The sequence below is a fragment of the Aliinostoc maniaoense genome (genome assembly GCF_058172895.1).
Genome location: NZ_CP187952.1, coordinates 3,551,994 through 3,575,304, shown reverse-complemented (window position 1 = coordinate 3,575,304; position 23,311 = coordinate 3,551,994). Strand labels below are relative to the sequence as shown.

The 23,311-nt window shown below is 40.4% G+C and carries 21 protein-coding genes; 9 read left to right on the top strand and 12 right to left on the bottom strand.

Features of this window, described 5'->3' with window-relative positions; genetic code table 11:
* Window positions 1–269: 269 nt before the first annotated feature.
* From cax to ACPZ3T_RS15655, 3 genes are all read right to left on the bottom strand, one after another.
* Window positions 270–1,358: a calcium/proton exchanger gene (gene cax / locus ACPZ3T_RS15665; RefSeq protein WP_490270410.1), complete on the bottom strand. Its 1,089-nt coding sequence runs from the start codon at window positions 1,356–1,358 to the stop codon at window positions 270–272.
* Between the two features lie 609 nt (window positions 1,359–1,967).
* Window positions 1,968–2,267, bottom strand: a complete 300-nt coding sequence (locus tag ACPZ3T_RS15660) for a HigA family addiction module antitoxin (RefSeq protein WP_490270409.1) — start codon at window positions 2,265–2,267, stop codon at window positions 1,968–1,970.
* A 13-nt stretch (window positions 2,268–2,280) separates the two neighbouring features.
* Window positions 2,281–2,562 carry a type II toxin-antitoxin system RelE/ParE family toxin gene (locus tag ACPZ3T_RS15655; RefSeq protein ID WP_490270408.1) on the bottom strand — a complete coding sequence of 94 codons (282 nt, stop codon included), beginning with the start codon at window positions 2,560–2,562 and terminating at the stop codon, window positions 2,281–2,283.
* A gap of 550 nt (window positions 2,563–3,112) precedes the next feature.
* Here ACPZ3T_RS15655 and ACPZ3T_RS15650 point away from each other — a divergent pair.
* The 7 genes from ACPZ3T_RS15650 to ACPZ3T_RS15620 all read left to right on the top strand — a co-directional run bounded on the left by ACPZ3T_RS15650 (window position 3,113) and on the right by ACPZ3T_RS15620 (window position 13,182).
* Window positions 3,113–5,761, top strand: a complete 2,649-nt coding sequence (locus tag ACPZ3T_RS15650; RefSeq protein ID WP_490270407.1) for a DUF3536 domain-containing protein — start codon at window positions 3,113–3,115, stop codon at window positions 5,759–5,761.
* Window positions 5,762–5,943: 182 nt separating this feature from the next.
* Window positions 5,944–6,894: an ABC transporter ATP-binding protein gene (locus ACPZ3T_RS15645; protein WP_490270406.1), complete on the top strand. Its 951-nt coding sequence runs from the start codon at window positions 5,944–5,946 to the stop codon at window positions 6,892–6,894.
* A gap of 24 nt (window positions 6,895–6,918) precedes the next feature.
* Window positions 6,919–8,817: an ABC transporter permease subunit gene (locus ACPZ3T_RS15640; protein WP_490270405.1), complete on the top strand. Its 1,899-nt coding sequence runs from the start codon at window positions 6,919–6,921 to the stop codon at window positions 8,815–8,817.
* A gap of 291 nt (window positions 8,818–9,108) precedes the next feature.
* The gene (locus tag ACPZ3T_RS15635; protein ID WP_490270404.1) at window positions 9,109–10,773 is read left to right on the top strand and encodes a hypothetical protein; all 1,665 of its coding nucleotides are present in this window, start codon (window positions 9,109–9,111) and stop codon (window positions 10,771–10,773) included.
* Window positions 10,774–11,027: 254 nt separating this feature from the next.
* Window positions 11,028–11,786: an ATP-binding cassette domain-containing protein gene (locus ACPZ3T_RS15630; protein ID WP_490270403.1), complete on the top strand. Its 759-nt coding sequence runs from the start codon at window positions 11,028–11,030 to the stop codon at window positions 11,784–11,786.
* Window positions 11,783–12,424, top strand: a complete 642-nt coding sequence (locus ACPZ3T_RS15625; protein WP_490277236.1) for an ABC transporter permease — start codon at window positions 11,783–11,785, stop codon at window positions 12,422–12,424. The genes ACPZ3T_RS15630 and ACPZ3T_RS15625 overlap by 4 nt, the downstream gene beginning before the upstream one ends.
* 5 nt (window positions 12,425–12,429) lie before the next feature.
* Window positions 12,430–13,182, top strand: a complete 753-nt coding sequence (locus tag ACPZ3T_RS15620; protein ID WP_490270402.1) for a phytochelatin synthase family protein — start codon at window positions 12,430–12,432, stop codon at window positions 13,180–13,182.
* On the opposite strand, the gene ACPZ3T_RS15615 is transcribed toward ACPZ3T_RS15620, so the two are convergent.
* Complete coding sequence (locus ACPZ3T_RS15615) at window positions 13,126–13,485, bottom strand: ADP-ribosylglycohydrolase family protein (protein WP_490270401.1); 360 nt, start codon at window positions 13,483–13,485, stop codon at window positions 13,126–13,128. The two genes, ACPZ3T_RS15620 and ACPZ3T_RS15615, sit on opposite strands and share 57 nt — an antisense overlap.
* Before the next feature lie 308 nt (window positions 13,486–13,793).
* Here ACPZ3T_RS15615 and dnaK point away from each other — a divergent pair, with 308 nt between their 5' ends.
* Window positions 13,794–15,689 carry a molecular chaperone DnaK gene (dnaK, locus tag ACPZ3T_RS15610; RefSeq protein WP_490270400.1) on the top strand — a complete coding sequence of 632 codons (1,896 nt, stop codon included), beginning with the start codon at window positions 13,794–13,796 and terminating at the stop codon, window positions 15,687–15,689.
* Window positions 15,690–15,898: 209 nt separating this feature from the next.
* Here the strand turns inward: dnaK and ACPZ3T_RS15605 are convergent, their stop codons facing one another.
* From ACPZ3T_RS15605 to pstC, 8 genes are all read right to left on the bottom strand, one after another.
* Window positions 15,899–16,726, bottom strand: coding sequence for an Rpn family recombination-promoting nuclease/putative transposase (locus ACPZ3T_RS15605; protein WP_490270399.1), 828 nt, complete (start codon window positions 16,724–16,726; stop codon window positions 15,899–15,901).
* Between the two features lie 139 nt (window positions 16,727–16,865).
* Window positions 16,866–17,261, bottom strand: a complete 396-nt coding sequence (locus ACPZ3T_RS15600) for a type II toxin-antitoxin system VapC family toxin (RefSeq protein WP_490270398.1) — start codon at window positions 17,259–17,261, stop codon at window positions 16,866–16,868.
* Between the two features lies 1 nt (window position 17,262).
* Window positions 17,263–17,541 carry a prevent-host-death protein gene (locus ACPZ3T_RS15595; RefSeq protein ID WP_490270397.1) on the bottom strand — a complete coding sequence of 93 codons (279 nt, stop codon included), beginning with the start codon at window positions 17,539–17,541 and terminating at the stop codon, window positions 17,263–17,265.
* A gap of 225 nt (window positions 17,542–17,766) precedes the next feature.
* Complete coding sequence (locus ACPZ3T_RS15590) at window positions 17,767–18,183, bottom strand: aspartyl protease family protein (protein WP_490270396.1); 417 nt, start codon at window positions 18,181–18,183, stop codon at window positions 17,767–17,769.
* A complete protein-coding gene (locus ACPZ3T_RS15585) occupies window positions 18,164–18,742 on the bottom strand; it encodes a hypothetical protein (RefSeq protein ID WP_490270395.1) in 579 nt (192 codons plus the stop codon). Before ACPZ3T_RS15585 ends, ACPZ3T_RS15590 begins: the two co-directional genes overlap by 20 nt.
* 160 nt (window positions 18,743–18,902) lie before the next feature.
* Window positions 18,903–19,724 (bottom strand): phosphate ABC transporter ATP-binding protein PstB, encoded by an 822-nt coding sequence (pstB, locus tag ACPZ3T_RS15580; RefSeq protein WP_490270394.1) that lies wholly within the window; start codon window positions 19,722–19,724, stop codon window positions 18,903–18,905.
* A gap of 45 nt (window positions 19,725–19,769) precedes the next feature.
* Entirely contained in the window at window positions 19,770–20,660 is an 891-nt protein-coding gene (pstA, locus tag ACPZ3T_RS15575) for a phosphate ABC transporter permease PstA (RefSeq protein ID WP_490270393.1), read from the bottom strand.
* 30 nt (window positions 20,661–20,690) lie between these two features.
* A complete protein-coding gene (gene pstC, locus ACPZ3T_RS15570; protein WP_490270392.1) occupies window positions 20,691–21,644 on the bottom strand; it encodes a phosphate ABC transporter permease subunit PstC in 954 nt (317 codons plus the stop codon).
* Window positions 21,645–22,557: 913 nt separating this feature from the next.
* Between pstC and cysE the strand changes: the two genes are divergently transcribed.
* Complete coding sequence (gene cysE / locus ACPZ3T_RS15565; RefSeq protein ID WP_490270391.1) at window positions 22,558–23,310, top strand: serine O-acetyltransferase; 753 nt, start codon at window positions 22,558–22,560, stop codon at window positions 23,308–23,310.
* The last annotated feature ends 1 nt before the right edge of the window (window position 23,311 follow it).

Here is a 23,311-nt window from a genome sequence, read left to right as displayed (position 1 = left end):
AAATTACCTAAGTAGAACGACTTGAAAAAACCAAACTATATAAAGTAATGTAAAAAAAAATGAATTTAGTTCGTAGTAAGGACTTTAGTCCTTAAGAGAGGACTAAAGTCCTCACTACAAACCTTTAATTATTTACACCGCTCTACTTACATTATGAGTAATGTTGCAAAAAAATGTCACAATTACTACTAAAAATAAAAAGCGATCGCCTGAAAATTAACCTGGGAAAAAATCCGGCGATCGCTTGCTAGATTCAATTGTGAGAATAACTACCCAATCCCATTAATAGGTGGGTGAAAGTAAAAAGCAAATCCCAGTACAGTGTAAGCCGCTAATAACAATGTTCCCTCTAACCAATTAGACTTACCATCAGAACTAATACTATTAGCAATTAACACTGATACCACCACAGCCACTAACTCAAAAGGCTGAAAATCTAAATCCATTGGTTGACCTAGTATCCACCCAGCAATTACTAACACAGGTGCGACAAATAAGGCAATTTGCATACTAGAACCTACAGCCACCGACAAAGAAAGATCCATTTTATCTTTCATCGCTACGGTGACGGCTGTGGCGTGTTCTGCGGCGTTACCCACAATGGGAACTAAAATCACCCCTGTAAACAGTGCCGTCAAACCTAGCTGGGAAGTAGCCACCTCTAAGGAATCAACCAATAACTCTGACTCTAAGGCTACCAACAGGGTACAAACTAACAATACCCCACTCCACAGCCAAAGATTCGGCTTTGTATGACTTTCCTCCTCTTCCGTTTCTGCCACACCCACATCGTACAAATAGGCATGGGTTTTCATAGAAAATAGTAATGTGAGGGCATAAACCAAAATTAACACCACAGCCACCGCCAAGGAGAAATCTTGCAGCACTGGTTCACCAATACCTTTAGCCGTGTAGTTCATGGCGGTGGGTAGCAAAATCGCAATTACTGCCAAATTCATGGCAGAAGCATTTACCCTCGCTACTACTGGTTGAAATGTCTGTTCTTTGAATTTTAGTCCACCCAAAAGCATAGAAAAGCCCATTACCAGTAACAAATTACTGATAATTGAACCGGTGATACTAGCTTTGACAACATTCACAAAACCCGCATTTAAAGCTACTAAAGCAATAATTAGTTCCGTAGCATTGCCAAAGGTAGCATTTAACAACCCTCCCAAACTAGGCCCCACCACCACAGCAATTTCTTCCGTAGCTGTACCCATCCAAGCGGCCAAGGGTAAAATTGCTAAACCTGCGGTAATGAAAACTAGCAAGTCTCCCCATTCGAGAAAGTGCGCCGCCAAGGAAACGGGGATAAACAGCAAGAAAAATAGAAAAAGAATGTTTTTACCTGACATTTGTTACTTTTAGTTGATTTGTTGGCAAGTCATGATTGTTGAGTACTGAGTGCTAAGTGCTGTTAGCAAAAGCGTGGTGTTTAGTTGGTGCTGAGTAAAGTAAATATTAAGTAGGGGAGGCAAAAAGCGGTGTGGATTTTCCTCCCCACCGAACTTTAGATGCCTGCGGCAAGACGCTAAAGCGTCTACGGCGGAAGCCGCCGCTCTGAGTTCTCGCTTTATTGCCGTTGTGTTACGGCAGTGTGATGATTTGAGTATGAGCGACAGTATAAATCGCCGTAACGCACCATAATCATACGGTGCGTTACGCGTTGCTTTAACGCACCCTACAATTTAAGCTTTACTCAACACTCTTCATACATCAAAAAGGTACAAGTATCTGACAAACTTCAGGATACCCTCTAGTTTCTCTAAAAACTCATCTAAAACCATCAGTGACACCAATTCACTAAAAATTTCTTACAGATATGAATGCTAAAAAGTATATTTTGTCAATCAGCCAAAATACTCAAAAAATTTTGAATGGAAATGATCACCGTAGAAGGGAGTGGCGGAAGTTCAGCAGGCAAAGTTGGCTTGTTACCTCCTGTGCGGGTGAACTAAAAGTTTTTAGCAAGCTTGTAAATTTATTGGTGTTACTTCTTTCCACGATTCTGACTCATGAGCCGCACACCAAAGATCATATTTTTGTTGCAAGTTGAGCCATAACTCAGGAGTGGTTTGCAAAGCAGTAGATAAACGTAGAGCCATGTCAGGTGTAATGCTTGCTCGTTCGTTCACTATCTCAGACATTGTTTTACGGGATACACCAATGATGTCAGCAAAATCAGTAATTGTGATATTAAGTGGCTCAAGATACTGACGCTTGATCAAGCCGCCTGGATGTCTAGGTTTTCTTTTGGTGATCATCGGCTTCAGTCTCCTAGTGATAGTCTTCGTAATTTACGTCGTAAGCATCGCCCTCTTCAAAGGTGAAAGTTATACGCCAGTTTTTGGTGACAGTAACAGACCACTCCCCTTTTCTATCACCTTTTAGTTGGTGTAGTCCAGAGCCAGGGTATTGCATATCTTTAATTGCGGTGGCAGCGTCAAGCGTGTCAAGTATATCTAGAAGCTTTTCTGCGTGTGCTGGCTGAACTCCACTCCTGTCGTCATCTTCAAAAAGTTTTTTAATACCCTTATGTTTAAAAGTTTTAATAGTCATTAGTCATAGATATTGTAACCCCTAGGGTTACACTAGTCAACTGTAAGTATTATGTCAAGAAGGTAGCCATGAAACAAAACCGCAAGTGAGATGCAAGAAATTCAAAACTTAGGCAAGTGCCACAATTGATGGTTAATGCGTGACTACATCAAAAATATGCCAGTTGCGTAACTCCTCAGACTATGTAAACTATGGTTGCAATTTCTTATAACTTCGCAATATTCGTTAGCAAAACTATCTATTAAAAATTAGGACTTTACACCAAAAATAGGTTTTAATAAATTAAAAGATAATTAAATTTTGATTGGTTCTGCCAACCAGAAAACTCCGCAAAGGAGCGTTGTGCAATGGTTGATAATTTTGTGAAATATGGAAAACAGTGTGGCAATAACGCAGATTTACTATCATAATAAGATTACATTCGTCGCAATTTAGCTGTATTCCATACTGATAGTTTCTCTATATACCGGATTTTGCTTTCAAACTTGTGTCAAAAAGTTTGAATCAGATGTTTCCGGCATAAGTGTAAGTTTTTTTTGGATAAAAATACATGACTTCTGCTGCTGAGAGGCCAGCTAGTTCTGGCTCAACATCAACATCCAATTTCCCTGTTCCAGATACTCACCATAGCGATCCCCTGAGACGAGCTACAGGTGTCTATGTGACGGTGCATGGTCATTTTTACCAGCCACCGAGGGAAAATCCTTATTTAGATGCCATTGAGCGTCAACCCAGTGCTGCACCTTTCCATGATTGGAATGAGCGCATTCATTGGGAGTGCTACCGTCCGAATGCCTTCGCCAGAGTCTTAAACGACCGAGGTGAAGTGTTGGGGATCGTGAATAATTACGAATATATGAGCTTTAACATCGGCCCAACGCTGATGTCGTGGCTAGAACGCTATGATGTGGAGGTTTATCAACGGATTTTAGAAGCGGACGCAAAAAGTTGTCAAAGATTAAATGGCCACGGCAATGCGATCGCGCAAGTATACAATCACATTATTATGCCCCTAGCCAACGAACGGGATAAATACACCCAAATTCGCTGGGGGAAAGCAGACTTCCGTTCACGCTTTGGTCGTGATCCCGAAGGAATGTGGTTGGCGGAAACCGCCGTAGACTATGCCACCTTAGAAGTTTTAGTGGCGGAAGGGATTCGTTTTATAGTCCTTGCACCATCCCAAGCTCTGCGTTGTCGTCCCTTTTCATCAGAAAATGATCCCCAACCGGAATGGCACGAAGTTGGTGGTAGTCAGATTGATCCCACCCGTCCTTATCGTTGTTATTTGCGTGGGGATCGGGGACAAGGAAATCTCAATGACCAATTGCCCATTCCTACTTCCCAATGCCCATATATTGATGTCTTCTTTTACGACGGCCCTATTTCACGGGACATGGGCTTTAGTGATGTCGTCTATAATTCTCACCATTTTGCCGGACGCATTGGGGCAGCTGTGCGCGGGGATCATCGTCCATCACAATTAATTTCTGTCGCTACAGACGGGGAAACCTTTGGACACCATAAAAAGGGAACAGAAAAAACCCTAGCCTATGCCTTTACCGCCGAGTTTCCCGAACATGGTTGGACAGTGACAAACTTTGCTCATTACCTGAGCTTAAATTCTCCCACATGGGAAGTTGAGTTAAAACCTGTGACTGCCTGGAGTTGCGCCCACGGTGTTAATAGATGGCAGGATGATTGTGGTTGTGGTGGTGAAGGGGGAGTTTGGCATCAAAAATGGCGGCGGCCATTACGGAATGGCTTAAATTGGCTACGAGATCAATTAATTGCCGTTTACGAAGAATATGGTAAACAATTGTTACGTGATCCGTGGCTAGCTAGAGATGAATATATTCAAGTGATCAGCGATCGCTCTGCTAGCAATGTTAGCCGTTTTCTGTCCCGCCATCAAACCCACAAACTCACCGCCGCCGAACAAGTAGACGCTTTGCGCCTATTAGAAATGCAGCGTCATGCTTTATTTATGTTCACAAGTTGCGGCTGGTTCTTTGAGGAACTGTCTCGCCCAGAAGGCACTCAAATTCTCCGTTACGCCGCCCGTGCCTTAGAACTGGCGGGAGATGTGGCTGGTGTGCAACTAGAAAAAGGCTTCCTCAAACGCCTATCTTCAGCCCCCAGTAACGTTGAAGCTTTTAAACATGGTGCGGAAGTATACCGTCAACTCGTCCAAACTGCTCAGATTAGTTTTAAACAAGTCGCTGCCCATTACGCCATTACATCTATATTTAATGGTCAGGGATCAGCCCCCGGTAGTCACCAACAGCACGTTTACTGTTACACCGTCAATGAGATAGATTACCAACTGCAACGCATGGGATCATTGACCTTAGCAGTTGGTCATTTAAAGTTAGTCTCTGATATTACCTGGGAAAGCGAAAACTTAGTTTTTGCCGTACTGCATTTAGGGGGTTGGGATTTCCACTGCTGCATTCAAATATTTACTGGTAGACGAGACTACAGCCAATTAAAAGAAAAGCTGTTTAGCGCACTGCAACAAGCCAGCGCAGCCCAAACGATCTTAGTCATGACACAGGTGTTTAGTGGCCAAGCTTTTAACTTGCAAAATCTGTTTGCAGAAGAACGCCACCGCATTATGCGCTTACTCTCCCAAGAAACCCTGACTCGCTTAGACCAACTTTACACCCAAGCTTACCGGGATAATTATGGTGTCTTAGTCGCCTTTCACCGGGATGAATTAGCTGTACCGCAAGAGTTACAAGTAGCAGCCGAGATTGCTTTAGGATATCGCTCTATGACGACATTGCGATCGCTAGAGCAAGATATCACCGAACCTGTATTAGTTTGGAATCACATAATAGAATTAGAAGCGATCGCTACTGAAGCCAAACATCTGCGTTGTCACTTAAATATTCCTGAAGGCAAGCAAATCCTCGAACAGTTGATTTTGCGCTTGCTTTGGAGATTGCTGCACGATAGCAATGGTAGTTTTGCTACAGACATTCAATGCTTAGAACGGTTAATTGATGTAGCATATCAATTAAATATTGGGATTTCATTACACCAATCTCAAGAACTCTACTTTAGCTGTCTGCACAGTCAAATCATACCCTTGTGTCTGACTAGTCAAGATGATCCTCATCAGTGTCAGAATTTACTCAAATTGGGGCAGAAGTTAATGGTTGATGTTAGTTCAATTTTGACTCAATTGGGCTAATAAAGTTAAATAAGTAACAAGTAATCAGTAATACCCATTACTGATTACTTGTTACTTATTACTTAAATTTAATTTTGTGCGATTCTCTTAGAAAACCTGGTTGCAATTTCCGTAACGGAACTGACGAAAGCTGTAGAAAGAAGTTACCTTAGTGTATAAACAACAGCCGTACCCCAGCCGCTATGGTAAAAGAATTAGCAATTCGCACCCGTGGATTAACTAAGCAATTTGAAAGGCACGTAGCCGTTAATGATGTTGACTTAGAAATCCAAATGGGGGAAGTATATGGACTCATAGGTCCCAATGGCGCAGGTAAAACAACTCTCATCCGAATGTTGGCAGCAGCTGAAGAACCAACTACGGGTGAGATTTATATTAACGGCGATCGCCTGCGTCGTGACAAGAGTAATCCCACCCTCAAACGTCGTCTTGGCTACCTTCCTGATGATTATCCTCTGTATGAAGACTTAAATGTCTGGGATTACTTAGATTATTTTGCTCGTTTGTATCGACTGCGAGAACCACGCCGCACTCAACGTTTACACGAAGTTTTAGAACTCATCCAACTGGGTAATAAACGCCACAGCCTCATTTCTACCCTGTCACGGGGGATGAAGCAGCGTTTGAGTTTAGCTAGGACTATTATCCATGAGCCAATTTTACTGCTATTAGATGAGCCTGTTTCGGGACTTGATCCCATTGCCAGGATGCAGTTTCGAGAAATTATCAAAGCACTGCAAGAAGCCGGGATGACAATCTTAATTTCTTCCCACGTCCTTAGCGACTTAGCAGAACTTTGTACTTCTGTGGGCATTATGGAATTAGGGTTTTTAGTAGAAAGTGCTTCACTGCAACATCTCTATCAACGGTTGTCTCGCCAACAAATAATTTTATCAACTTTGGGTGATTTAGAGGCACTTTTAAGTGAAATTAAACATCATCCTTGTGTAGAGGAGTGGGAGAAAATTACAGGTAAAAATAGTTTAAAAGTGAACTTTTCTGGTACACAAGAAGACTGCGCGGAATTATTGCGATCGCTAGTTACATCTGGCATTCCTATTACTGATTTTCACTGTGTTCAAGAAGACTTAGAAAGTATTTTCTTAAAACTGGGACATAAGCAAGCATCTTAATTATTAAATGGGGAGATATTTCCGATGATGCTGAATTTTATCGATAAGATAGGCGACTGGAATCCGCAATTTTGGCGGGAAATTAAAGGTCGTCTCAAGGTTTTTAATATAGTCATTGCTGTTGGCTTATCATTCATTGCTCAACTCGCAGTTGTTCTATATCAATTCGCTTCTTACCCTGGCGAAAAATATGCGATGTCAGAGACATACTGTAATTTGAGTACAGGTTATAAAGAACGATTGAACTCACTTTACCCACAAATAGACATAATTCAGCAGAAAGTTAATTCCTACACTGGTACTACTAACTTTGATCCGGTAAAACTTCAGGGATTAAAAACACAACTAGCTAACTTAAAAACTGAGCAGACTAATCTTAATAAACTTCTCTATGAGAAATTTTGCCCCACTGATCAAATAAATATGGCTTTATGGTGGCGAGATCATTGGGAATATATATTTCTCAGCCTGAGTGTAATGTTCATCTTTATTTTGTTAGTTGCAGGCACATATTTATTAATCAATAACTTAGCTCAAGAAGAACGTCGTGGCACTCTCAATTTTTTGCGTCTGACACCTCAATCAGAAGTGAGTATTTTAACAGGCAAAATGCTAGGAGTACCCATTGTTATTTATCTCATAGTTATCGCCGCCTTACCTTTACATTTATGGTCAGGAATTTCTGCCCAAATCGCCTTTAGTCGCATTTTGAGTTTTGATATAATTCTCGTAGCTAGTTGTATTTTCTTCTACAGCTATGCCTTATTATTTGGCTTAATTAGTCGTTTATTTAGTGGGTTTCAACCTTGGTTAGCTAGTGGTGTAGTGTTACTATTTTTGTTCACCACCATGAACTTAGCATCATATAACCCAAGCTTTCATAATACAGCTACATGGTTAAGACTCTTAAGCCCCTTTGATATGATGGGCTATCTATTTGGTAACTTATTGCGTCGCTACAATGAATCATCTTTGGATCAATTGCAGTTTTTCTATTTACCCGTAGGTAAAAGTCTTGTGGGTTTAGTAGGCTTACATTTATTTAACTATGGTGTGGGTATTTACTGGGCTTGGCAAGCATTACACCGTCGTTTTCGCAATCCCAATACAGCCATTCTCAATAAATCTCAGAGTTATTGGTTTGTTGGTTGTTCTCAACTGATTCTCTGGGGATTTACTCTCCAATATAACAACAATTACTGTGTGCCTTATGCGAAGAATTGCTACTACGATTTGAATCATCAAATAGCAACAAACTTTTTTATCCTGGCATTCTTTAATGTGGTATTACTGTTTAGTTTAATGGTGATTTTGTCACCACACCGCCAAGAAATTCAAGATTGGTCAAGGTATAGTTATGACCAAGTGTTAAATCGCCGAGGGTTTTTCAATAGTGCTTGGTTAAAAGATGTTATTTGGGGTGAGAAAAGCCCTGCTTTAGTAGCAATGGTGATTAACATTCTGATCATTGTTACCCCCTTAGTAGCATGGATTATGCTTGCACCCCTGTTAAACTTCAACAATAACAATGCTATTGATTGGGTAAATGATATTGGCAGAATGAAAGCTATTTTAGCTGTAGCCCTATTTATTAGCATGATGATGATCTACACTACTATCGCCCAAATGATGCTATTAATGAAAAATCAAAAGCGCGGTATTTGGGCAGTTGGCACTGTCGGCACAGTCATGTTTTTACCCCCCACCATTTTAGGATTTTTAGGCATCTCACCCGTGAAAAATTCCCTAATTTGGTTACTGTCTACATTTCCTTGGGTGGGGATAGAATATGCTAGCACCTTCACAGTTTTTATGTCATTATTAGCTGAGTTAACTGTGTTAGCATTATTAAACTTTAAACTCAACCAGCAGATAAAATTAGCAGGAGAATCTGCCACCAAAGCATTACTCACCGGACGTTAATTATATCGTTTGTAGTGATACCAATTCTCTATGAAGTTGCACCAAATCAATGATGTAGAGACGTTGCATGCAACATCTCTACAGTACAGAATAAAGTGCATCTTTATCAAGAAATAGTATGAGGATTTTAGTTTTATCAAATAATAAAAATGCTCAAAATGTAGGGCGTGTTAGGCGTAAGCCGTAACCCACCTACCCCAAAAATTCCGGTGCTAAATTCCTAACTACGAACTCAAAATCATCTACCAGTTGCATAAATCTTGTCAACCAATTACCAAACAAGTTTTCACTATGCAAACTAATTTCATAAACCAACTCGGAGACTGGAATCCCCAGCTATTAAGAGAAATTAAAGGACGTTTACAAAAACGTAATGTTCTCCTAGCAATTACTACCTCCTTCTTAATACAGTTAGGAGTATTTCTTTATTTCCAAGCTCTCTTACCGAATAATGACCATATCCTGTATTCCCGTTCAAATAGATACTGTACAGGTGCGTATGTAGATATTGCCAATAAATGTTTTTTAGATGGTTCTGGGAATATAAATATTAATTGGGAGGTATGGTTTCAAGATACATTTAGCTGCTTAAGTATTATCGGATTTTTTACTATTTTGGTGGGTGGTACTTATCTACTCATCAATGATTTAGCTAATGAAGAAAGACGGGATACCCTGAATTTTATTCGTTTAAGTCCCCAATCACCCCAAAGCATTCTGTTTGGTAAGATGCTAGGAGTACCGATACTCATATATTTGGGGTTATGTGTAGCAATTCCCGTGCATTTATGGTTAGGTTTAAATGCGGCAATTCCACTCAAATTAATTTGCAGTTTTTATCTAATTGTGATTACAACTAGCCTACTTTATTTCAGTGGCGCGCTGTTATTTGGCTTAGTTGGTTCTTGGTTGGGAGGTTTTCAAGCTTGGTTAGGAAGTGGTGCAGTTTTCGGTTTTCTGCTTTTAACTCAGCAATCACTCAACAATGAAGCATCATTTGATTATCCATTTGCAGTTTTAAAGCTAATCAACCCATATTATTTTATTAATTATCCAGATTTATCTAATTTCCATTGGTTTGCTTTACCAGTAGGTAATATTTGGGTAATAATGATCGGATTTAGTGTATTTCTGCACTTGTTGGGGAGTTATTTTATTTGGCAATCGTTGCAGCGTTGTTTTGGCGATCGCAATGCTACCATGTTGAGCAAACAGCAGAGTTATTTACTCACTATTGCCTTTACAATTATCACCATCGGCTGTGCAAATTGGGATAGATTATTATCTGATAAGCCTAATTATTCTTCTCCATTGATAGAAAATATGGCTTACTTGATATTTCTAAATTTCTTTTTGTTCTTGTATTTAATTGCAGCTTTAACTCCCCATCGTCACACATTACAAGATTGGGCGCGTTATCGTCATATGGCTTACCAACAGGGAAGTAAGCGTACATTAATCCAAGATTTAATCTGGGGTGAAAAAAGTCCTGGTGTTGTGGCGATCGCTATTAATGCCATAATTGCTATTACCGGCTTAAGTTTGTTAACTCTCATCTCTTTGAGCAGTGGGAATGACAAGTTCAACACCTTAATTGCTCTAATTTTTGCTGGTAGTCTTGCCATTATCTATGCAGCCTTAACTCAGCTAGTATTATTGATGAAAAATGGACAAAGGCTATTTTGGGCTAATGGGATTTTAGGTGCTGTCATCATCTTACCTGTATTTGCTTTAGCCATATTATTTTCCTATCCAGAAAAGCACACTTTCCTATGGCTATTATCCGTAGCTGCACCCCTAGTAGCTTTACGTCCATACAACGCCGCATCAACAATGACAGCTTTTTTGGCAATTATGGGACACGCAGGTATTTTAGGTTTATTGTTGTTCCAAATGACACGCCAAGTCAAGAAAGTAGGCGATTCAGCAACCAAAGCACTTTTAGCAGCCAACTAACTCAACTGAGTGTTAAAATGCCTACTGAGCCAGCGTAATTTGTCTATTTAATTAACGCCCTGTGCAACTTTCTCTAAAACCTAACCCCCAACCCCTTCCCTACAAGGGAAGGGGAGAAATAATCAAAGTTTATCTCCTTCTAGGAGAGAGAACAAATTGCATATCCTGTTAATTACGAATTACGTAAAGCCTGCGGCATAGCTGCGCTTAGAGCAAAGCGGGACAAAGTCCATTACGAATTACGAATTAACGTAATGTCAGAAAACAACTCAGTTGCCATTAAATTCCATGATGTCACCTTTAGCCGCAACCATCGTGCTTTGGTGTCCCAGCTAAATTTTACTATTGATCGTGGAGAAGCGTTAGTCTTACTAGGGCGTAGTGGTAGCGGTAAAACTACCACTATGAAATTAATTAATCGCTTGTTCACACCCACCCAAGGGGAAGTATTATTTGATGGCATTCCCACAACCCAGTGGGATGAAATTAAACTGCGGCGTAAGATTGGTTATGTAATTCAAGAAACTGGTTTGTTTCCCCATTTCACCGTAGAACGTAATGTAGGTTTAGTTCCCAGTTTAGAAGGTTGGCAACCCAAACAAATTAAAACGCGAGTATACGAATTATTACATTTAGTAGGCTTAGAGCCGGCACAATTCGCTAGGCGTTATCCCCATGAGTTATCCGGGGGACAAAGACAAAGAGTAGGTGTAGCTAGGGCGTTAGCGGCAGATCCGCCTGTATTATTAATGGATGAGCCTTTTGGCGCACTAGATCCCATTACCCGTTTAGAATTACAGCAAGAATTTCGGCGGTTACAACAGGAATTAGGTAAGACAGTGGTTTTTGTCACCCATGATATTCAAGAAGCCTTTGTTTTGGCATCCCGAATTGGGTTAATGTATGGGGGAGAATTGGTTGTATTAGGAACAAAGGATGAATTTATGCACTCCCAACATCCTGAAAGCCTTGCTTTCTTGCAATGTCTGCATTCACCGCCAGACAAGTTATGAAAGATTTCTTCCTAGTTAAGTACGCACCAGAAATTTTACGCCACACCCTAGAACATTTATTTTTAGTGGGTGTTGCCATTAGTATTGCCATCATCCTTGGCATTCCATTAGGAATTTTGATCACCCGCCAAACTCAACTACGTCAGCCGATTTTAGGTGTGGCTAATATTCTGCAAACTATTCCCAGTTTAGCATTATTCGGCCTATTAATTCCTGTGCCTTTAATTGGTGGTGTTGGTGTTGTGCCGGCGATTGTAGCCTTAACTTTATATTCCCTACTGCCGATAATTCGTAATACTTATACAGGCATTATAGGGGTAGATCCTGCCATTCGGGAAGCTGGGCGGGGTATGGGCATGACAGATAGACAACTATTATTACAGGTAGAAATTCCCTTAGCAATGGGGGTAATTTTAGCAGGGGTGCGGGTAGCAACAGTTATTGGTATTGGCATTGCAACTATTGCCGCCGCCATTGGGGCTGGGGGTTTGGGTGTATTTATATTTCGGGGAATTGCCGTAGTCAATAATCAATTAATTTTAGCAGGGGCAGTACCGGCCGCAGCGATCGCACTTCTGGCTGATTTATTAATTGGATGGTTGGAGAAGCAATTAAAAATGAGAACTGAAGTATATTAATAGCTATGAATCCCACTATACAAAAAACTATCAAAACCTTTATTCCCGCCACAATTATCGGATTATCTGTTTCTAGTAGTAACGCCCTATCTCAAACGCTCCAACTATCATCTAACTTAATTAGCTTTAACTCAGAGCAAGGCAAAAATTTACTTCTTACAAGCCGTGCCAGGGAAGACTTTTTTCCCTTGAGTATGCAATTTATCACTCAAAACAATCAAGCATACTGCGGCGTTGCAAGTATAGTGATGGTGTTAAATAGTTTAGAAATTCCTGCACCAACCGCACCAGAATATTCTCCTTATCGAGTATTTACTCAGGAGAACTTTTTTAGTAATGAGAAAACTAAAGCAGTCATCACACCAGAAAAAGTTGCTCGTCAAGGCATGACTTTAGCAGAATTAGGTCAATTAATTGCTAGTTATAGTGTAGATGTAAAAGTTTATCATGCTGCCAATACTAGCTTAGACGAATTTCGTACCCTAGCTGCAAAAAACTTAAGACAACCAGGAAATTTTGTCATTGTTAATTATTTACGTAAAAAAATAAACCAAGAAAGAGGCGGACACATATCACCCTTGGCCGCATATAACGAGCAGACAGATAGATTTTTAATTATGGATGTCTCCCGTTATAAATATCCACCTGTGTGGGTGAAGACAGCCGAATTATGGCAGGCGATGAACACAGTTGATGCAGTTTCAACTAAAACACGAGGTTTTGTATTTGTCAGTAAATCTAACGCCATGAAGAATTAATGCGATCGCAGTTGCAGTTAAATCTGAAGCCGCCAATGCAGTAGGATGACCGTGAGTCAGTGCAGCTTGAAATTGAGCAATAGCCGCCCGCTTTGTTGAATCTAATTGCAACAAACCCACAGGTGCAACTCGCATATTTGCACCACAACCCTGTTCCCCATTCCCTGTTCCCCGTTCCCTTTTTTTGTAAAAACACTTAAATGATCTTTTTCCTCCCTCCCTGCTTCCTACCATTTTGCCAATATTGCCCGTAAATTCTCTACCATCAGCAGGTAATTTACGGCTGAAGACGGCAAACACCACTTTAGTGTTACGGTTGACCCTAATTACTGAAAGTATTAATTCTCATAAATTAGACAAAGTAAAAGCAGTTTAATGGATGAACCAACTAGAAACATACTTTAAAATTAACCGTCCCATCCATTGTTCGGGAAACCACCCTTCATGGACTGGCTACACAAGCTCAGTATATATATCAGCCTCACTTGGATTTACAACTCCCACAGGTTATCGATGCTGAACGAACTGCTTTATTAACTAGTTGGTTCAAAAATTAAGTCCCTTATATTCTCCTTCATTCATTTTGTAGTTATACGGAGCCAGCACCCAAAATGGCAAAAGTAGTTGGAATTGACTTAGGTACAACTAACTCCTGCGTCGCAGTAATGGAAGGTGGTACACCCACAGTTATCGCTAATGCTGAAGGGTTTCGCACAACCCCCTCAGTAGTAGCGTTTGCCAAAAATGGCGACACTTTGGTAGGACAAATCGCCAAACGCCAAGCAGTGATGAACCCAGAAAACACTTTCTACTCTGTAAAGCGTTTTATTGGTCGTCGCTTTGATGAAGTTACTAACGAAGCTACAGAGGTTTCTTATAAGGTTCTAGGCAGTGGCGGTAATGTCAAGCTAGACTCCTCCGGTAAACAGTTCGCGCCAGAAGAAATTTCTGCGAAGGTTCTCCGCAAATTAGTAGAAGACGCTAGTAAATATCTCGGTGAAACCGTTACCCAAGCAGTAATCACCGTTCCTGCCTACTTCAATGACTCCCAACGTCAAGCCACCAAAGATGCTGGTAAAATCGCTGGTATTGAAGTGCTGCGGATTATCAACGAGCCAACAGCCGCATCCCTAGCTTACGGTTTTGATAGAAAGACCAACGAAACCATCCTAGTATTTGACTTGGGTGGTGGTACATTCGACGTATCTGTCCTGGAAGTAGGCGACGGCGTGTTTGAAGTATTGTCTACTTCTGGTGATACCCACCTTGGTGGTGACGACTTCGATAAGAAAATTGTTGATTACTTAGCTGAACAATTCAGAAAAGACGAAGGTATTGATCTCCGCAAAGACAAACAAGCACTACAACGTTTAACAGAAGCTGCGGAAAAAGCCAAAATTGAGCTTTCCAGCGTTACCCAAGCGGAAATTAACCTACCATTTATCACCGCTACCCAGGATGGCCCTAAACACCTGGATATGACTCTGACTCGTGGTAAGTTTGAAGAATTATGCTCAGACTTGATTGACCGTTGTCGTATTCCTGTGGAAAATGCGCTACGGGATGCTAAGTTAAGCAAAAATGATATCGATGAAGTTGTATTAGTAGGTGGTTCTACCCGTATCCCCGCAGTACAACAACTAGTGAAAAACTTATTGGGTAAAGACCCCAACCAAAGTGTTAACCCTGATGAAGTTGTAGCCGTCGGTGCAGCCATTCAAGCTGGTGTATTGGCTGGTGATGTTACAGGCATCTTGTTGTTAGACGTAACACCACTTTCCTTGGGTGTAGAAACCTTGGGTGGTGTAATGACCAAGATTATTCCTCGCAACACCACAATTCCCACCAAAAAATCCGAAGTATTCTCTACAGCCGTCGATGGGCAAACCAACGTAGAAATTCACGTTCTCCAAGGTGAGAGAGAATTTGCTAACGATAACAAGAGTTTAGGAACTTTCCGTTTAGATGGTATTCCCCCTGCACCCCGTGGTGTACCTCAAATCGAAGTTACCTTTGATATTGACGCTAACGGTATCTTGAACGTCACCGCTAAAGATAAAGGTACTGGTAAGGAACAATCAATTAGTATTACCGGTGCTTCTACCTTAGATAAGAGCGATGTTGAGCGCATGGTGCGTGAAGCCGAACAAAATGCCTCTTCCGACAAAGAACGTCGTGAGAAAATTGAACGCAAGAACCAAGCAGACTCTTTGGCATATCAAGCCGAGAAGCAGCTGCAAGAATTAGGCGATAAAGTGCCTGCTGCTGATAAAGAAAAAGTGGAAGGTTTGGTAAAAGAACTGCGCGAAGCTGTTGCTAAGGAAGATGACGAGCAAATTAAGAAGTTAACACCAGAATTACAACAAGCATTGTTTGCAGTTGGTAGCAACATCTATCAACAAGCTGGCGGTGCTGCTCCTGGTGCTGCTCCTGGTGATGGCGGTGCTGCTCCTCCATCTGACGGCGGCGATGATGTAATTGACGCTGACTTTACTGAAACTAAGTAGAGACTAGTATCGCTAGGTGGAAGCTGATCAATTTTGGATTTGAGATTTGAGATTGACTCGCCCTCTACTAGACTGTAGTTTCATATCAACATCAAAACCCCGCTTTCCTCAAAAAAGCGGGGTTATTTTGAAGAAAGAAAGGATATAGCGATCGCCCCATCGTACAGTATTTTTTAAAGTATAATTTTATTTTCCATACTTATGCTAAGTTATTGATTTAGAGATTTTTGTTCTGCTATTTGTTTGACTTGTGCAGTATCTAAATCTAACGCCTGTGCTATTTGTTCTACAGTTAAACCCAGTGCTAACAGTTTAGGTATAGCTTCTAATTTGGCTTCCTGTTTACCTTCCTGTTTACCTTCCTGTTTACCTTTTTGTTCACCTTCTTCTAAAGCTTCTTGATAAACCCGTGTTTGTTTCAATTCACTTAAACCAAACATTGCTTCTATCTCCTGACGACTCATTTGCGGAAATTTATAAACTAAAATTGTCTCTATTAATTCTAGTAACTGTTGTTGTGGCAGTTGCAAATTTTGTGCTTGTTGGGTGCGGTTGATTAATTCTCTAGCCGTGTTAATGGCTGTATCTTCCGCCTCAATTACTAATTTTATCGTAGCCATGCCTATGGGTAGTGATGTCGTTTCACCTAGTTCCTCTAGATAAATTACCCTGATGCGTTGACTCTCAAATAATTCTAGGAAATCTGCTTTTGATGCTGTGTCTATCTGTCTGTAAGGATAAATTACTACTCCCCGCCAAGGATGTTGGCGTTTGTTTTGACGTAAGTATAAGGTAATTTCGGAAATCAGGCGCAGGTAAATATCTGCATCTGCTTGAAATTGTACTTCTACAAAATAAATCGGTTTACTTTCATCTTGGATGGGGAGAAATACACCGTCAATTCTAAAGGCTGTTTGTTTGATTTCTACGGACGCAAATTGATAGATGTTGGCAGTTTCGGGAGGGTTATCAATTAGTTCAAAGAAGATGCCGGGGAATTGTTGAAATAGGCGATAAAATATGCTGTCTGTTTTCACGCAGAGGTTTTAGCTGATTTTTGCCTATGGTGATTTTATCATGGTTCATATTACCTATGTTGGCTTGGTGCGTGACGGCAAGTTGAATATATGGGTGATGTTTTAAATGTTATCGTTGCCGTCACACACCCTACTTTGCTCAAGTAAATGGATTGAGTATGGCAATATTGCATCCCTCAAAGTCCTTTGTATTTCTGGTTACTAATGTAATTTCGTGAATTTCGGCAGTTGCGGCAATGATTATGTCTGCTTGAGTGCGAGGTTTTCCTTGAGTTTGTAAGTATCCTCTTAATTCACCTGCACGTTTAGCAATTTCTGGGCTAATAGGAATTACCTGACAGTAAGTTATTAAAAAACTATCAAACCAATTTTGAATCCTGATGTTTGGTTTTGCTGATAAACCATAGCAAATTTCTTCTAAGGTAATAGCACTGAGAAAAATTGATGAGATGCTTTGACTCCAGGTGATGACTCCAGGATTGGGTATTGGACGAGCTAATTCACTGATAATGTTAGTATCGCAAAGAAAGCTCATACTATTCCTCAGCAAATGGGATAGGGCGATCGCCACCACATCGTGCAGGAGTTTCTAAAGTATAATTCTCTTCAGCACACATTTGACGTAGTTCTACAAAAGCATTGGCGAGGGTGGAGGCTTTTTGTTGCTGGTACCAAGCTAGGAAGTCTTGGAATAGTTGAGGTTCTATGATTGCAGCAACTAATTTATCCTGCTTGAAGATTAACTGAGGTTCTGACGCAATAGCATCAATGACTTCTGGCAGTTTTTGTTGTGCTTCGTCAAGTTTCCAGTTCATTTGTTTTCAGATTTAGTAGCCGATTATTTTGATTTTAGTTTAGGTTAATTTTTCTGTGTCTCATGACTTAAGTCACCCTACTCTAGCTGCCAAATTTTGATGGTGTCGTCTTTGGTGCGTGACGGCAATTTGAATATATGGGTGATGTTTTAAATCTTATCGTTGCCGTCACACACCCTACGTTACTTTCTAAACGTCCTTCAAGCTTACCACGGATAGTAACACTCACTTAATTACGGCAACTGGATAATCAGGGTGTTCTGGATTAGGAATTAATCGCTGGTTTAGACAATCTACCAGTAAATCTATCTGTTCTAAAACTACTTGACCGATTAATATTTCATTACCCACAACCAAAGCTTCAACTACTGTTTCACGTCCTTGACATTCAATTATGACAGGCTCAGTAACTCCGATGGTTTCTTCACTACCATTTGCATATTGAGCGACACGTTCACCCCTAATTTTTAAACCTAGCTGTTCTACTATTTGTGGTGGAATAACTAAAGATACTGCACCTGTATCTACTAATCCTTCTGTTTCACATTGGCGTAAAAGTTGAGGTGCTAGAAGCCCACGCCTGACTAATGCTTCATCTATGGCATTTTTTAACTTGATTTTGCTACGAACTGAACCCATCATGACTAAAATAGCGGTTGACGATTTTCTTTTTCGATATGGTGATTTTACCGCAATGATCAGCACTCACTAGTAATCTTTTTCTCAACTTAGGATTTTGTATTAATAGGTTTTTTAGCTCTATTTTTGGCTTTACTGGTGGCTTTTTCGGTACTACTGGCGTTGATGCTTGCGGTTGAGAGGGTACAGTAGGCTGTGGTGGGGGTGATGCTGGTTTGACAACTGCTGGCTTGGGTGGAACTACTAGAGGTGGCAAAGGAGAATTTAGAGCTTGTAAAACTTTCTCGGCGGACTCATAACGCTGCTGGTGTTCTTCTTGCAACAATTTATCTAGCACACGCCCTAAATTCTGACTGACTGGTTGCTTTAAATGCTGTCGCCAATTCGCAACCCAACCGTAACCTTGTCGTTTCCACAATTCCCAAGGATGAATGCCACTTAACAGGTGAAAGCAAGTTGCACCGACGCTATATAAATCACTCGCTGGGTAGGCTTCACCTCCCTGCATCTGTTCCAGTGGCACATAACCAAAAGAACCAATGGTTGTTCCTACTTGTGTCATCACTGTTGCTGACGAGTATTTTTGCTCGGTTTATCTATCTTTGATACTCGTTGACGAGTATTTTTACTCTGTTTATTAGTCTGGTGTTGAGAATATACTTAGGGATGGGTTAGACTGGGTTTTAATGTACTCTACAAAACGGAATTTAGACGATTGTAGATTATCCAAATTTACCAGTTATGTATTCTTGAGTTGCTTGACTTTGGGGATCTGCAAAGATTTTTTGGGTATGGTCATATTCTACTAAGTAACCAAATCGGTTTCCTTTGTCAGATTCTTCTGCGTTGAAGAAAGCTGTAAAGTCTGATACTCTTGATGCTTGCTGCATATTATGGGTGACAATAATAATTGTGTAATCTTCTTTGAGTTCGTGAATGAGTTCTTCAATCCGTCGGGTTGAAAGGGGATCAAGAGCGGAACATGGCTCATCCATTAAGATAACTTCTGGTTTGAGCGCGATCGCTCTAGCAATACACAATCGTTGTTGTTGTCCACCAGATAATGATAAGCCACTTTGTTTAAGTTTATCTTTAACTTCATCCCATAAAGCAGCTCGGTGGAGCGATCGCTCAACTAATTCGTCCATGTCTTCTTTAAAGCCTTGAATCCTCGCACCGTAGGCAATGTTTTCATAAATAGATTTAGGGAAAGGATTCGGTTTTTGAAATACCATCCCTACTAACCGTCGCACTTCTACCGGATCGATTTTGGGTGAGTACAAGTTTTTCGTGCGGTAAAGAACTTTCCCTTCAACACGACATTTATCAATTAAATCATTGAGACGGTTAAAGCAACGCAGTAATGTACTTTTGCCACAACCAGAGGGGCCAATAAAAGCAGTTACCCGTTGTTTGGGTATCTCCATGAAAACATCACGTAATGCCAATGTTTCATCATAGTAGACGCTGAGGTTCTCAGTCCGCAAAACTGGGGTAGTTTCGGGTTGATTTAAAGGATGATTGTTGAGATTTTTAGCACACATTGGTTAATACTGTGGAAAGGGGACTAATATTTTCAGTCAACATTTTTAATAAGTACTTTTAATTGCTGCCCAGCGAGAGATAATGCTGGTAATCAAGACTAGTAACACGAGGATGAGTGAAGCTGCCCAAGCTAGTTGTTGTTGGTTTTCGTAGGGGACGGTGGCAAAGTTATAAACTAAAACTGCTAGTGTGGGGATTGGTTGCCAAATGCTCCTCGGCCAAAACTGGGAAAATAAGACTGTGAAGATTAATGGCGCGGTTTCTCCGGCTGCACGGGCGATCGCTAATGTTGTACCTGTGGCGATCGCACCCATTGCTGAGGGTAAAACTATGTGTAAAACAGTGTGAAAATTAGAAGCACCTACCCCGACTGATGCCCAACGCACTTCTTGCGGTACTAATTGTAAGGCTTCGTCTGTGGTGCGTACTACAATTGGCAGCATTAACACTCCTAAAGCAAAACCTCCAGCTACTGCCGAAAATTGATTGGTAGTTAAAACCACTACACCGTAAGCAAACAGTCCCACAATAATTGAAGGAACGCCACTCAGTACGTTAGTCGCAAAACGAATCCATTTAACGATATTGCCTGAACTAAATTCTGATAAATAAACAGCCGCCAGAACACCAAAGGGAATACTCAATAATGTACCAATTCCTACAACTATGATTGTTCCTACAATGGCAGCACCTACGCCGCCACCTGATTGTAAAGCGGCTGGTATTTGTCCTGTAAATAATTCTAAATTGAGTCGATTCGCACCTTTGATAGTCACATAAGCTAAAACTAACACCAAAGGTAAAATTGCCATACCCAACATGAGGAATGCTAATACATTTAATATTGTCCCTATCCAGACACGGGGTTTAGTACGGGAAAATTCTAAGTTTTGAAATCTGTCTTCAAACTCTCTTGCTTCATTAGTTAATGTCATATAATTAATACCTCAGCAGTTGCAATGTGACTAAAATTTCTTAACTCGCCGGACAATCAATTCTGCAAAGATATTAACTATGAGTGTGATGATAAATAAAACTAAGCCAGCATAAAATAAGGAAGCTTTTTGTAAACCACTAGCTTCGGCAAATTGATTAGCTAATAGGGAAGCAATAGTATTAGCTGGTGCAAGTATGGATAAATCCAAATCATTGCTGTTACCAATTACTAAAGTAACAGCCATTGTTTCACCTAACGCCCTACCTAATGCCAACATAATGCCACCGACAATTCCCGAAAAGGCGGCGGGAATGAGAATACTAAAAATAGTTTGCCATCGGGTTGAACCCACACCGTAAGCACCCCATCGCAGTTCGGAAGGTAGGGATGCTAAGGAATCGCGGGAGATGACTGTAATGATGGGCAAAATCATAATAGCTAAAATAAATCCCGCCGGGAGCATTCCTGGCCCAATGTAGGGTGTGGAAAATAAGGGAATGTAACCAAAGTTTTCATGTAGCCAACTGCCAATAGGTTTTAAAAACGGAATTAATACATAAATTCCCCATAATCCATAAACTATGCTGGGAATAGCTGCTAATAATTCCACTAAAAAAACTAATACCGTCCGAATTGATAAGGGTAAAAAATTCTCACTTAAAATTATGGCACTAGCTAATCCAATGGGGATAGCCAATAACAAAGCAATGAAAGAACTCACGATTGTGCCATAAATCATCGGCAAAATCCCGTAAACATTTTCTACGGGATTCCAAGCACTTTTAAAGATAAATGGTAAACCAAATTCTTGAATTGCAGGGATGGAATCTATGGCTACTTGTACCGCAATCCAAAGTAAAATACCTCCTACAGCGATCGCTAGGATTTTTGTACACCAAAAAAAGCTAATATCAAAGGATCTTTCTGTTGGCGATCGCGCCGCCTGTGGATCTAATTTTGTCTGACTAGTTGTTAAATTCATGTCTTAGCTCTTGTAAAACTATCTGTTGAAAACTTACTCTCATTCATCTTGAGTAAAACATGATTTTATTTTGTGTATGCTGAATAATAATTAGGCACAAACCACACAAATAAAACTAATAATCTTTAGTTTTATGCACTGATGACTGTATTATTTTAAAATTTACAAGGTTATTTTTTTTACAACTTGCGATAGATTTAAAATAAAATAACTAGAGCAGTAACTTCTTTCTTAGGGATGATTTTGAGATTAAACCTACCACAGTACTTAATTTTAAACAAAACATAACTTCTGTTAAACATTCCTTGACTATAATTACAAGATTGTATGCTGCTGCAACTATCCACTCAGATCAGTGTATATAGAATGTGAAAAATATTTGAAAATAAATCATCTTGATCGATTGAAAGCAAACATATCATAATATATATACTTACTAAGGATAAACAATCTCTATATTGAGAAGGGTATAGGAACTTACAGACAGTAAAAGCTAAGACAAAGAAAAAAAATTGTTTGATATAGTCTCAAAAGCTTAAAATAGTAATCGTAACTAGAGATACAGAAATCTTAATTGTACTCCTGTCTACTTGATAGTCCAGGGTATTTGAGTACAGCTTAATATATCTCAAAATATCCGATTGAAATCGTATCAAAGTCTTACATATTAAGTTTTTTGTAGCGAGTACAAAAATTCTGAACCCCTGACTGAAAAATACTAGTCCCCTATACCTAAAATACTTGTGCCTCTACCCCCAAGAAATTTTTTGGTTGGTGTATATGGGGGGTTGGGGGGGTTGAGTACAGGTTTAATTAATCCAATAAATCCAATCAAGATGGGTTGTACTGTCCTGTTGGGGGTGGACTGCTATAAGCATAAAAGCACACGGCTTTTTTTACCCAAACAGTACCGATGCAACAGTCTTTAGATGGTATCAAGAATCCACCTGATTCTACTCGTTTATCCCGGCGAAAAAGTTTGTTTTCTGGCAGCTTTTTCGAGCCATTATTAAGTGATTTTCGTATTATTTTTGAACGCGATCCGGCGGCACGTAATTGGCTGGAAGTGGTGTTCTGTTATCCTGGTTTACACGCTATTTGTTTACATCGTCTCGCCCATTGGTTACATTGTCGGGGTGTGGTGTTTTTCCCGCGTTTGATTTCTCATGTGGCTCGGTTTCTGACGGGAATTGAGATTCATCCTGGTGCAGAGATTGGTAAGGGTGTATTTATCGATCATGGGATGGGGGTGGTGATTGGAGAAACGGCGATTGTGGGGGACTATAGCCTGATTTATCAGGGTGTGACTCTGGGGGGTACTGGCAAGGAAAGCGGTAAACGCCATCCGACTGTGGGTAAAAATGTTGTGGTGGGTACTGGCGCGAAGGTTTTAGGTAATATTCAAATTGGCGATCGCGTTAGAATTGGTGCAGGTTCGGTTGTTCTTCGTGATGTCCCCCAGGATTGCACAGTTGTGGGGATTCCAGGCAGAATTATTTCCCGTAAGGAAAAAAATACTTCATGTCCCTTAGATCACGCTAAGTTACCTGATGTAGAAGGTAATGTGATTCGCTCGCTGCTGACTCGGATTGAGCAACTAGAGGAAAAGTTGCAAGCTCTCAAGAGTCAATCCCCGGAAAAAGAACTTGTGAGCAAGGATAGGTAAT

Excerpts from the sequence above, each read along its gene's own strand:
- pstC (WP_490270392.1), bottom strand. The coding sequence starts at position 21,644 with ATGAATTTAACAACTAGTCAGACAAAATTAGATCCACAGGCGGCGCGA.
- ACPZ3T_RS15630 (WP_490270403.1), top strand. The coding sequence starts at position 11,028 with ATGTCAGAAAACAACTCAGTTGCCATTAAATTCCATGATGTCACCTTT.
- ACPZ3T_RS15600 (WP_490270398.1), bottom strand. The coding sequence starts at position 17,261 with ATGAGCTTTCTTTGCGATACTAACATTATCAGTGAATTAGCTCGTCCA.
- ACPZ3T_RS15585 (WP_490270395.1), bottom strand. The coding sequence starts at position 18,742 with ATGACACAAGTAGGAACAACCATTGGTTCTTTTGGTTATGTGCCACTG.
- ACPZ3T_RS15640 (WP_490270405.1), top strand. The coding sequence starts at position 6,919 with ATGATGCTGAATTTTATCGATAAGATAGGCGACTGGAATCCGCAATTT.
- ACPZ3T_RS15650 (WP_490270407.1), top strand. The coding sequence starts at position 3,113 with ATGACTTCTGCTGCTGAGAGGCCAGCTAGTTCTGGCTCAACATCAACA.
- pstA (WP_490270393.1), bottom strand. The coding sequence starts at position 20,660 with ATGACATTAACTAATGAAGCAAGAGAGTTTGAAGACAGATTTCAAAAC.
- ACPZ3T_RS15635 (WP_490270404.1), top strand. The coding sequence starts at position 9,109 with ATGCAAACTAATTTCATAAACCAACTCGGAGACTGGAATCCCCAGCTA.
- pstB (WP_490270394.1), bottom strand. The coding sequence starts at position 19,724 with ATGTGTGCTAAAAATCTCAACAATCATCCTTTAAATCAACCCGAAACT.
- ACPZ3T_RS15595 (WP_490270397.1), bottom strand. The coding sequence starts at position 17,541 with ATGAACTGGAAACTTGACGAAGCACAACAAAAACTGCCAGAAGTCATT.
- cax (WP_490270410.1), bottom strand. The coding sequence starts at position 1,358 with ATGTCAGGTAAAAACATTCTTTTTCTATTTTTCTTGCTGTTTATCCCC.
- ACPZ3T_RS15645 (WP_490270406.1), top strand. The coding sequence starts at position 5,944 with ATGGTAAAAGAATTAGCAATTCGCACCCGTGGATTAACTAAGCAATTT.
- dnaK (WP_490270400.1), top strand. The coding sequence starts at position 13,794 with ATGGCAAAAGTAGTTGGAATTGACTTAGGTACAACTAACTCCTGCGTC.
- ACPZ3T_RS15620 (WP_490270402.1), top strand. The coding sequence starts at position 12,430 with ATGAATCCCACTATACAAAAAACTATCAAAACCTTTATTCCCGCCACA.
- ACPZ3T_RS15655 (WP_490270408.1), bottom strand. The coding sequence starts at position 2,562 with ATGACTATTAAAACTTTTAAACATAAGGGTATTAAAAAACTTTTTGAA.
- ACPZ3T_RS15590 (WP_490270396.1), bottom strand. The coding sequence starts at position 18,183 with ATGATGGGTTCAGTTCGTAGCAAAATCAAGTTAAAAAATGCCATAGAT.
- ACPZ3T_RS15660 (WP_490270409.1), bottom strand. The coding sequence starts at position 2,267 with ATGATCACCAAAAGAAAACCTAGACATCCAGGCGGCTTGATCAAGCGT.
- cysE (WP_490270391.1), top strand. The coding sequence starts at position 22,558 with ATGCAACAGTCTTTAGATGGTATCAAGAATCCACCTGATTCTACTCGT.
- ACPZ3T_RS15625 (WP_490277236.1), top strand. The coding sequence starts at position 11,783 with ATGAAAGATTTCTTCCTAGTTAAGTACGCACCAGAAATTTTACGCCAC.